Origin of the sequence: Candidatus Paceibacter sp., assembly GCA_013360865.1 — a bacterium.
GTDB lineage: Bacteria > Patescibacteriota > Minisyncoccia > UBA9983 > UBA9983 > SURF-57.
In genome coordinates this window covers 1-11,012 of sequence record JABWAS010000017.1, presented here as the reverse complement: position 1 = coordinate 11,012, position 11,012 = coordinate 1, and the positions used below count along the sequence as shown (strand labels likewise).

Genomic DNA, 11,012 nt, shown 5'->3' with positions numbered 1-11,012 from the left:
GCCGCTTCTCTCCTAATGCGCGGCATATTCTTGTTTGTTGTATATGGCATATGCTTGATGATATTCCATCAAGTGGTGCCAAGCTATTGAGACTAAACGCTACCATTGACTTTTGTTTATTTTTATGTATAATTAAATTGTTCTTTAAAAAATAAAGTCTCACCAAAACCTTACGCTCAAAAGGAGGGGTTATGGGCAAAGTGAATGGATTTCTTGTCGCTCTTTTTGTAGTAGGCGCCATAGCGGCCGCCTATACAAAAACTTTGATTGAAATTTCCGCCGGATTTTTGAGTTTTTTGAAAATATTGTTGGGCGGAATAATTTTTTACTTTTATCTTTTTACGGGAAAAACCGGAAGGAGGAGGAAATGAGTCTGACCGAAAAAGAAGTTCGGGAAAAAATAATAAAAAGAAGGGAGAACTGGTTATTTTGGATTATTGTGGCTTTGTTTTTGGCAGTGGCGCTTTGTTACATGCTCTGCGGCTGCGCTTCGCAGGCAAAGCAGGCGCCGACGCCGAAAGCGGACAGCGTTCATTACGTTGTCCAAGCAGAGCCGCAAGTACCGATGCAGATACAGGCGGCTCAACTTACAAGCGCCATCTGCCCAAAATGCGGATACTGCAATGAGTTTAAGCAGCCACCCGAACTTTACTCCGCAATAAAATGCGGCCAGTGCGGGGGCAGTTTTCCGTATTTAGGAACTACCGCTCCACAACAACAACCGCAATCCGAATCACATACACAAGACAAGCCACCCTACCAAGGACCGGCAGTGTTACGTCGGGGGTATTTTTACAACGTGAAATACCTCCGTAACAACAGACATGATTCCGACGTCAACTGGAATATCGGCCATGATGGTTCCAGCGGCTCAATCAGTTCTACCAACTCGAGGATAAATGAATATTATCGTGTTGGTGACAGAGGAACTTACTCTGGACCGGCGGATTTTGTCAGAAATTACGGCGGATATTAAACGAAAGGAGAGGAAAAATGAAAATGCTGAAATTTTTGATTTTGATTGTAGTTGTCGTTTTCGTTTCTGAATTTTCTGTCGCCATTGGGCAAACACGCCCGCCACAACCACTGCGGCAACCACCGCTTTATGACGGGGGAAGTTATGTTCCCCAGGTGCCAGACCACGTTGACGGGACGGTTTTTGTAAATAAACAAATTCCGGTTGACCGATACAATGGCAGGGTTGACATACGGCACGACGAGGTCAAGTGGGGCCATCTCGGGCCACTGGCTGGCGCGATGGGATTAAATATCCGTTACCGCGGCCATGCCGGCGGGCCATCCGTGCGAGTTCGCACAAACCGCACGCGGGTGGCTTTGATAAGAAACACCAGGGTTAACAAAAATTTTTGGCGCGACGTAAAGCGCCAAAACAGAAGGAGGTGAGATTATAAAGCACAAAAGGCGTTGAAGTTATTACGACTTCAACGCCTCTATTTTTTTACAATCCGGAATCAATCTTTTTTCTCCTCCTGCGGGCGAAGTTGGCGAAGCGGTGGGCTTCGTCGCGAACCCTTAACAACAAATTTTTTGAAGCTTCAGCCAGTTCCTGGAAAGATTTTTTCGTCCCGGCGGGAAAAACAAGTTTGTCGTTTTGAAATTTGGAAATTCCAACAATCGGAATATTGACTTTATTTTCCGATAAAACTCTTTTTATAAAGACAATTTGAGGCCGGCCGCCGTCTATCAAAATCAAATCAGGCTTTAGCCATTCATCATGCTTCAGCCTTCTCTCAATCACTTCTTTAAGCGCCGCCAGGTCATCGCCCGGCGGCGCTTCTTTTATTTTAAACAATCTGTAAGCGTCTTTGTTTTCATGGCCGTTCTCAAACACCACCATCGCTCCGTAAGTCTCCTTGCCGGCAAAATGAGAAATGTCATACCCTTCAATTCTACCCAGCTTGCCAAAACCCGCGCCGTTCTCATCTTCCCTGTTTATTAAGGCGACATCTTGAACATGTTTTAAACTATCCGCCTTTTCCGGATTCTCTTTCATTAATTTTTTTAGCAACCTCTTTTTCTCGCCGCTTAAAAACAAAACAAGATTGTCAATATTTTTTTGGTAATCTTGTTTGGATATTGCGCCGACGCACACGCCCGGACACAAGCCAATCTGATAATGGAAACAGGGTTTGCCCTGATTCGGCTTACAAGTGCTGTACGGGAAAATCCGGCGGGCGATTTTTAAAATTTCTTTGGCCGTCCGCAAACTTTTGTAAGGCCCGAAAACGGAAAAATTTTTGGCAGGAAAAGCCGCCAACTCTTTGCCTCTTATCGTTATCGGCTTAGGGTAATTCGACTTGTCTATGATTATATAAATAAAGGACCGATCGTCCTTTTCCCGCACATTGTACTTCGGCCAGTGTTTCTTGATGAGATTGGCTTCCAGAATAACGGAATCAATAATAGTGTCCGTAACGATGTGCTCAAGTTTGGCGGCCTGTTCCACCATTTCTTTTATTCTCGAATCTCCGCCAGCCGGCGGAATCCTAAAATAACTCGCCACACGATTTTTCAGGAAAGTCGCCCGCCCGACATAAAGAATACCACCTTGCTTATCAAGGAACATATACACCCCCGGCTTATTCGGCAATTTTTTGGCTTGATCAAATAATGACACAAGTGATCTAATTTATTCAGAGCTCCGAAAACCAAATTTTGGAAAATCCTCTAGCCCCACCCTCGCAGACTCGGGCGGCCGCCCCCGCCCAGGATTTTCAAAATTTGTTTTCTTCGCTCTTTATCTTTTCAAATACTTCTTCAAATACTTTCCCGTGGCGGATTTTGATTCTTTAGCCACGTCTTCCGGAGTTCCGGCGGCCACGATACGCCCGCCGCCCTCGCCGCCCTCCGGCCCAAGGTCAATAATCCAGTCGGCGCATTTGATAACGTGCATGTTGTGCTCAATTATCAGCACCGAGTTGCCTTTCTCCACCAATTTGTTCAGCACCTTCAGCAACATTTCCACATCCTTATAATGAAGCCCGACGGTTGGCTCGTCCAAAATATACAGCGCCCGCTTGCCCAATGGCCCGACCAGCTCCCGGGCCAGTTTTATTCTCTGCGCTTCCCCGCCGGAAAGAGTCGTGGCCGACTGGCCAAGCTCCAGATAACCCAGCCCCACTTCCTCCAAAACTTTCAGCTTGTCCGTAATGAGATAAATGCCGTCAAAAAATTCCCGCGCTTCGGAAATGGACATTTTTAAAACATCGTGGATATTTTTCTTTTTATGCTTTACCTCCAGGGTTTCGCGGTTGAATCTCTTGCCGCGACAGACCTCGCACTCCACCGTAACGGCCGGCAAGAAATGCATCTCTATGAGATTAAAGCCGGCTCCTTCGCAGGCCTCGCACCGGCCGCCGGGACGGTTGAAGGAAAAACGGGAGTAGGTGTATCCCCTTTCCCTCGCCTCCGGCAAAGAAGCGTAAAAGTCGCGGATGTGGGTAAATATTCCGGTGTAAGTAGCCGGATTGGAGCGCGGACTGCGGCCTATGGGCGACTGGTCCACCATCACCAACTTGTCTATGTATTCCGCGCCCAGAACTTTGCTCACATTTTCCAAGGGCTCGTTGATGCGGGATTTTATGCGATTCAAATTTCTATACAAAACATCGTAAAGCAGAGTTGACTTGCCGCTGCCGGAAACTCCGGAGATGCACACCAGTTTGCGCAATGGAATTTCGGCGTTCAAGTTTTTAAGATTATTGGCCGTGGCGCCGATTATTCTTATGCTTTCCGTCGTTTTGCTTCTTCTGGCCGGAATTTCTATCTTTCTTTTTCCGGTGAGATATTCCAGGGTGCTGGAGCCTTTCGTCGGCGATTTAAGAAGCTTGTCCAAGAAACCTTCGGCCACGACTTCGCCGCCGTTCTTGCCCGCCTCCGGTCCAAGATCCACCAAAAAGTCCGAAGCAAAAATCGTTTCTTCGTCGTGCTCCACCACGACCACGGAATTATTCTGATCGCGCAAAGATTTCAATGTTTTCACCAGCCGGTCGGTGTCCCGCTCGTGCAAGCCGATGGTCGGCTCGTCCAACACGTAAAGCGTGCCGGAAAGTTTGGAACCTATCTGCGAAGCCAACCTTATCCTTTGCGCCTCGCCGCCGGAAAGAGTTTCCGCTTCTCGGTTCATCGTCAGATAATCCAGCCCCACTTCCAGTAAAAAGTTCAGGCGGTCTTTAATTTCTTTGACCACGTTAAGGGCGATTTTCTTTTCGCGGGCGGACATTTTTTCCTCGTATTCGGCAAAAAAGATATAGGCGTTATCAATGGACATCGCCGTAGCTTCTTCAATATTTTTGTTCTTAATCTTCACAGACAACGCTTCCGGCTTTAGCCTTTTGCCGTGACAATCGGGGCAGATGGTATTCAAAAACAAATCAACTTTGCCCAGGCCGTTGCAGGTCGGGCAAGCGCCATGGGGGCTGTTAAAAGAAAACAACCTCGGCTCCACCTCGGGAAAAGCGAAATTGTCGTTGGGGCATGTCCAGCTGGCAGAAAGCAAAATCTCGCTAGCCCCGACATGCGATGTCGGGGAATTTTTTGACATCGCATGTCGGGGTTCGGCGCTAAACATCGCCTTTATCAACCCCTTGCTGTGTCGCAAGGCCGACTCCACCGCTTCAAAAAGACGGCTTTGGTCCTTTATTAAAACTTTATCTATCACAATATCTATATCGTGCGCTTTGTATCGGGAAAGGGTTATTTTTTCGTGCAGGTTGTGGATATTGCCGTCAATCATCGCCTCGCCGAATCCCAGCCCGAGAAAATCATAAAGCAGCTGGTAGTATTCTCCTTTTCTTCCCCGCACCACCGGCGACAAAATCGTCACGTATTCTTCCTTTAATTCTTTGGCTTTGCTGATAACAATATCCACCATTTCCTCCGGCGAAAGCTTTTTTATCCGCGCGCCGTCTATGGGGCAGAACACTTCGCCTAAGCGCGCGTACAAAACGCGGAGATAATCGTAAATTTCCGTGAGCGTGCCAACGGTAGAACGAGGGTTGTGCGAAAGCGCCCGTTGATCTATGGCGATAGCCGGAGAAAGGCCTATCATCTCGTCTACGTCTGGCCGGTCCATCTGGCCCAAAAATTGCCGCGCGTAAGGAGAAAGAGATTCTATGTATCGCCTCTGCCCTTCTGCAAAAATTGTATCAAAGGCCAAACTTGATTTTCCCGAGCCGGACACGCCGGTAAAAACCACCAATTTATTTTTGGGAATTTCCAGCGAGATGTTTTTCAGGTTATGTACTCTGGCGCCTTTTATTATTATTTTTTCTCCTTCATCTTGCACGCCAAAATGTTAGCACAAACATTGACAGTGAGGCAAATTTAGCGCAGGATTTTTATTTTTCCAAAAATTTTAGGATGTAGTCGCAATATTTGTTGTAATCCCGCAAACAATCGCCTATTGAATTATAAACTCTTGAGTAATCAATCTTGTCGTACTCATGAACAAGTATGTTCCTAGTGCCAACGCTTTTTGAAATTTCTTCCGCAAAACTTTTGTCGTAAATGCCAAGCTCGGCTAATGATGTAAAAGTTTCTTTGTAATCTTTAGGCGCGGAAATATTTTTATTCTCGCTTTCCGCTATAATGTGTTGGTTTATGTCTATAGCCCTCGCGATGATTCTTTCCAAGACTCTTTCCACCGCCGCCTGTTTTATAAAATCATTCGCAATCTCATCCAAAGTGTATTTCGCCAAATCGGATAATTTGACCACCTCGTCTTGAATAAGCGATATTTTTCTTTTTATAAAATCTATGTTAAGCATATTTTAAACCGCCAAACTTTTTTTAATAAAAATTTGCCTTTTTTTTATAATTTTATTTTCCAGTTCAAAAAGCGACCTTGCGTCAACATAATCCCTGAATGAAAACGCTTTAAATTCTTCATACAGTTGATGGTCGCCAAACAAAAGAACGCCTTTTTTCGTAATTTCATATCTTAAGAGAATGTTGGCGCTATCCAAATCTGCAAGGTCAATCTTATCTTCATTGGCGGCAAAAATTTTTGAAAAATTTTCCAGTATTTTTGAATATTTATTTATATCTTCAAAAATACTTTTTCCGTTTTTAAGAGATACGGCAATATCAAAATCGCTGTCTTTTGCGCCGGTTCCAATAGCCCGCGAACCGAACAAAACTGCGAACCTAACTTCCGCTTTTTTGGCAAAGCTATTTAATTTTTTCTGATCAAAATTTACCATGTCTAAATTCTATCAAAAATTGACAATAAAGCAAACTTATATCCCAAACAATTCTCGCGCGTTTTTGGTTGTTTGTTCAGCCACTTCGTCAAAACTCAACCCTTTTATTTCCGCGATTTTTTGAGCGACATATTTTACATACGCCGGCTCATTTCTTTTTCCGCGATGCGGCGCCGGAGCGACATAAGGGCAATCCGTTTCCGTCAGTATTTTTTCCAGCGGAATTTGCCTGACAGTTTCTTCGTATTCTTTGGCAAATGTTATTACACCGGAGAAAGAAATATAAAATCCAAGATCAATGTATTTTTTTGCTTGGTCGGCAGTGCCGGTAAAGAAATGCATCACTCCACTTGAAAGCTTGGCTTCCAAGTGGAGAATTTTGAATAAATCATCGTGCGCCTGCCCGCTAACGCCTGAGCGTAGCGATGGCGGGCGGGCGTCGCGGCAATGGATTATCAACGGCTTATTAACTTCTTTTGCCAACTCGATATGCTTGGCAAAAATTTCTTTTTGTTTTTCTTTAAAATTTTGATCGGTTACTCTGAAATAATCCAAACCGCACTCACCGATAGCCACCACCTTTTCGTGTTTCGCCAATTCCAGATAAAAATCATAATTAAACTCCTCTTCGTTTGATTTATATTTAACCGGTTCGCCGTTTTCTTGATACTCAACATTTTGTTCCATTAAATGGCTCGGATGCAAACCTACCGCGGCAAACACTCCTTCTTCGTATCCTTCAGCCATTTTTACGGCCATTTCGGACGTCGCTTTCTCCGCTCCGACATTTATCACCCAAATTCCGTCTTTAAGCGACCTTTTTATTGTTTCATTAGAGTCATTTTTAAAGTCATTAAAGTTAACGTGGGCGTGGGTGTCAATCAATTTTAGATTTTCCATTTTTATTTTCTTTAGTCTCAATATCCAATAATTTTTTGATTTCTTTTTTGATGGTTTGGGGCGTTATCTTATTTTCCTTATTATACTCCATCTGGATTTTGCGGCGGCGTTCCACCTCGTCTATCGCCCGCTTCATTGAGCCGGTGATATTGTCGGCGTACAAAATCACCTTGCCGCTGACGTTTCGGGCCGCCCGGCCCATGGTCTGGATAAGCGACTGCTCGCTGCGCAAAAATCCTTCCCGGTCAGAGTCAAGAATCGCAACAAGAGAAACCTCCGGCAAATCCAAACCTTCGCGCAAAAGATTAACGCCAACCAAAACATCAAATTCACCCTTTCTGAAGCCGGTCAGAATTTCCACCCTTTCCAGCGTCTTTGTTTCCGAGTGCATATATTTGGCCTTAAATCCTTTTTTAAGCAGAAATTCAGTCAGTTCTTCGGCCATTTTTTTGGTCAGTGTGTTGACGATTGTTCTTTCCCCTTTTTTGGCAATACCCCCGGCCTCTTCCATTATGTCGTTTATCTGACTGCGGTTTAATTTCCGGTCAAAAACAGGACGCACTTCTATCGGCGGGTCAATCAGTCCGGTCGGCCTGATCACTTGTTCGGCCACCTGCTCCGATTGTTCCATTTCCCACTTGCCCGGCGTGGCGGAAGTAAAAATTGTCTGGCCGGTAATCTTCTCAAGCTCTTCAAATTTTAGCGGCCGGTTGTCCAGAGCCGAGGGTAATCGCCAACCGAATTCTATCAATGTCTGTTTGCGCTGGCGATCGCCCTCGTACATGCCCCGGATTTGCGGCACGGCGATATGCGACTCGTCTATTATGGTAAGAAAGTCCGGCGCTTTTCTTGACTTGGAAGCTAAGCTTCCAAGTGCCCTTGGAAGCTTAGCTTCCAAGTCATTAGTCGCAAAATAGGAAAGCAATGTGTCCGGCGGTTCTCCGGCCAGTTTACCCGTCAGGTGGCGGGAATAATTTTCCACCCCATGACAATAACCCAGAGTTTTTAGCATCTCCATATCATAACGAGTTCTCCTCTCCAGTCGTTCCGCCTCCAGCAATAATCCATTTTTCCGGAAAAAATCTAGCCGTTCTTTTAACTCTTCTTTTATGTTTTTAAGCGCCTCCTTCATCTGCGGTTCAGAGCTGACGAAATGTTTTGACGGAAAAATAATTATGTCCTTGAGCTCCTCCTTTATCGTTCTAGTCAGGGCGTCAATGGCCAGAATTGATTTTATTTTCTGATTTTCAATTATTATCTCGTATGAAAATTTGTCCCCGCCGGCGGTCATCACGTCTATGATGTCGCCGCGCGCGCGGAAAACGCCTCTCTTCAAAAGGCCGGTTGTCCTTGAAAACTGGATTTTTACCAGTTGTTTTATCAGATCGCCTCTGGTAATGGGCTGGCCGACCTCCAGATGCAAAGCCGACTCCGCGTAGGTCAGGGGCAAACCCAGGTTGTAAATGCAGGAAACGGACGCCACCACGATGACGTCGCGCCGGCTCATCAGCGCGCCGGTGGCCTGGTGGCGCAACTTGTCTATCTCCTCGTTTATCATCACTTCTTTGTCTATGTAAGTGTCCGTTACCGGCAAATACGCTTCCGGCTGATAGTAGTCGTAATAGGAAACGAAATAATTGACGGAGTTTTGCGGGAAAAATGTTTTGTATTCCTGGTACAGCTGGGCGGCCAGCGCCTTATTGGGCGCCAACACCAAAACCGGCCGGTCCAGACCGGCGATAATATTGGCCATGGTAAAAGTCTTGCCGGAACCGGTCACGCCCAAAAGCGTCTGGTAGCGATAACCTTTTTTTATACCCTCAACCAGTTTTTTTATCGCCTGCGGCTGATCGCCGCTCGGCTTATAATCGGAGTGGAGTTTAAATAACGCCATAATCCATATTCCACCACGAAGCGGGTTTCAAATCAATTATTCACAGCCTCAAGCAAAAAACCGCTTCTTTAAAATTTTACCGTGCTAAAATGGAGGCAATGGGCGTTATCAACAAAACTTCGCTTAAGTTCATCGCCGGATTTTTGGCGATAATATTCGCCGGCATCGTGAGCCTGGCGGTGATAAAAGGATTTAAGTAAAAACCGCTGAAATTCAGCTTAATTTGAGGTAATTTTTCCAGTAGTCGTAAAGCTCTTTGGTCGCCACCAAATCCCCTACGTTGTATCGGGCTATTTCTTCGTACTTTTTTTCTTTGAACAATCCGGCCACATCGTCGCCCGTGACTCCTTGCGCTTTGGGACTGGTTATATCGAACGCCCGGCACCATAAATGAAGCCCGCCTTTTTTCCTGACAGCTCCGTAAAAAGTAAGCTGGTCCAGCAAATCAATATGCGAAGCGCCAAATCTTTGGCTGCTCAAATACCGGTTGGACATCAAGTCTTTGGTCGGTTTTATCTTATGGACCGCCGAGCGCACCATCAGAAACGGGGCGTCAAATCCCCGGCCGTTGAAGGTGATGAATTCGTTGTATTTTTCCGCGCCCTTCCAGAAATTTTCCAGCATTTCTTTTTCCGAACAGGGTTTGAAGGAGATATTGCCCTCCTCAAATTCCTTGGCATTCACGTCCGGGGACTGGAAGTAAACCACGCCTTTGTTTTTCTCGTAATCCAAGACGCCGATGGCCACGATCTGGCCGGTCAACGGAGAAAAACCGAGCCCGTCTTTAAGCTCTTTTAAAGCCTTTTCATATTCCGCCTCGTTGTCGGACTCTTTCTTTATCCAGCGGGTCAAAACTTCCTGGGTGGCTTCGTCCAGGTCGTCAAAATTTTCCCCCACCGTTTCTATGTCAAAAATAAGTTTGGACATGTTTTAACAAAACGCCTTAACAACAGTGTTTAATTTTTCTCCGGCGTCAAAAAGCTCAATGTAAAGATAAAGCCCGACTAAGACAACCAGCGCTATAAAAAATATCATCAGAGCTTTTTCCATGACATTATCTTAACAGAATAAAAAATAACGACAAACATCTGTGGGTAGATTCAAGAATATAACGCAACACCTGTTGCCTTGTAGAATACCTTGGCAGGTACCCCAAATTTAAGACACTGATTCCATGAAATTATCAGCGTAATTTTGTAGAATCAGCTATATGAAAAAATCATATCGCGTCGCTCCGGAAATAAAGGAGCAGATTATCAACCGAATTAAAAACGAAGGTGTTTCCGTATCCGTTGCCGCTTCCGAACACGAAAAAGAAATGATAAGGACAAGCGTCTTGCCCAACAGCGAACTTGTTCCTTACGCCAACCTTTCCCGCTCCTCTTTGTATTATCAACCAAAGCAACCGATTAAAGACTGGTCTTTGAAATGCCGAATAGAGGAAGTGTTAAGAGAGCATCCGAGCTATGGCCATAAAAGACTGGCGCTTGCCCTTAAACGGAACAAGAAAGCGGTTATCAGGGCGATGAAGCTGTTTGGAATCAAACCATACCGCCGAAGAGCCAGAAAACCCTTTAAAATCAACAAACCGAGCGATTGTTGTTATCCCAACCTTTTGCTGGTCAGTTGTCCGTTTTACGAAAACCATATCTGGGCATCGGACTTCACTTACATTCCGTTTAAAGGAAAATTCGTTTATCTAGCCACGATATTTGATTTGTTTACCAGAAAAGTAAAAGGATTGTCCGTTTTGACCAATCACAGCGTCCAGTTAACAGCCAACGCCTTGCTGTCCGCTTTGATCCATAATCCCAGACCGGCAATCTTTCATTCCGACAACGGAACGGAATACGACGCTAAAGATTTCAGAACCATTCTGGAAAATGTCGGTTCCCTAATCTCTCGTTCCAAACCGGGCTGTCCTTGGGAGAACGGTTATCAGGAATCCTTTTATTCCCAGTTTAAAGTTGATCTGGGAGATCCGAACAGGTTTG

The 11,012-nt window shown here is 45.3% G+C and carries 11 protein-coding genes; 4 read left to right on the top strand and 7 right to left on the bottom strand.

The features are described from left to right. Positions 1-191: 191 nt before the first annotated feature. The 3 genes from HUT38_03685 to HUT38_03675 are packed head-to-tail and all read left to right on the top strand — an operon-like array spanning position 192 to position 1,404. On the top strand, positions 192-371 hold the full coding sequence (locus HUT38_03685) for a hypothetical protein (GenBank protein ID NUQ57557.1): 180 nt from the start codon (positions 192-194) through the stop codon (positions 369-371). Then, complete coding sequence (locus HUT38_03680) at positions 368-976, top strand: hypothetical protein (protein NUQ57556.1); 609 nt, start codon at positions 368-370, stop codon at positions 974-976. The genes HUT38_03685 and HUT38_03680 overlap by 4 nt, the downstream gene beginning before the upstream one ends. Positions 977-993: 17 nt before the next feature. Next, positions 994-1,404 (top strand): hypothetical protein, encoded by a 411-nt coding sequence (locus tag HUT38_03675; protein ID NUQ57555.1) that lies wholly within the window; start codon positions 994-996, stop codon positions 1,402-1,404. Positions 1,405-1,459: 55 nt separating this feature from the next. On the opposite strand, the gene HUT38_03670 is transcribed toward HUT38_03675, so the two are convergent. From HUT38_03670 to HUT38_03640, 7 genes are all read right to left on the bottom strand, one after another. Then, positions 1,460-2,638, bottom strand: coding sequence for a GIY-YIG nuclease family protein (locus HUT38_03670; GenBank protein NUQ57554.1), 1,179 nt, complete (start codon positions 2,636-2,638; stop codon positions 1,460-1,462). A 120-nt stretch (positions 2,639-2,758) separates the two neighbouring features. Then, positions 2,759-5,308: an excinuclease ABC subunit UvrA gene (gene uvrA / locus HUT38_03665; GenBank protein ID NUQ57553.1), complete on the bottom strand. Its 2,550-nt coding sequence runs from the start codon at positions 5,306-5,308 to the stop codon at positions 2,759-2,761. A gap of 52 nt (positions 5,309-5,360) precedes the next feature. After that, complete coding sequence (locus tag HUT38_03660) at positions 5,361-5,789, bottom strand: DUF86 domain-containing protein (GenBank protein ID NUQ57552.1); 429 nt, start codon at positions 5,787-5,789, stop codon at positions 5,361-5,363. A 3-nt stretch (positions 5,790-5,792) separates the two neighbouring features. Then, on the bottom strand, positions 5,793-6,224 hold the full coding sequence (locus tag HUT38_03655; GenBank protein ID NUQ57551.1) for a nucleotidyltransferase domain-containing protein: 432 nt from the start codon (positions 6,222-6,224) through the stop codon (positions 5,793-5,795). A 36-nt stretch (positions 6,225-6,260) separates the two neighbouring features. Beyond that, positions 6,261-7,124 carry a TatD family hydrolase gene (locus HUT38_03650; GenBank protein ID NUQ57550.1) on the bottom strand — a complete coding sequence of 288 codons (864 nt, stop codon included), beginning with the start codon at positions 7,122-7,124 and terminating at the stop codon, positions 6,261-6,263. Beyond that, positions 7,102-9,018, bottom strand: a complete 1,917-nt coding sequence (gene uvrB / locus HUT38_03645) for an excinuclease ABC subunit UvrB (GenBank protein NUQ57549.1) — start codon at positions 9,016-9,018, stop codon at positions 7,102-7,104. Before uvrB ends, HUT38_03650 begins: the two co-directional genes overlap by 23 nt. A 213-nt stretch (positions 9,019-9,231) precedes the next feature. Then, positions 9,232-9,945: a ribonuclease H-like domain-containing protein gene (locus tag HUT38_03640; protein NUQ57548.1), complete on the bottom strand. Its 714-nt coding sequence runs from the start codon at positions 9,943-9,945 to the stop codon at positions 9,232-9,234. A gap of 283 nt (positions 9,946-10,228) precedes the next feature. Between HUT38_03640 and HUT38_03635 the strand changes: the two genes are divergently transcribed. After that, positions 10,229-11,012 (top strand): DDE-type integrase/transposase/recombinase (locus tag HUT38_03635; protein NUQ57547.1); only part of this gene is annotated, 784 nt, incomplete at its 3' end.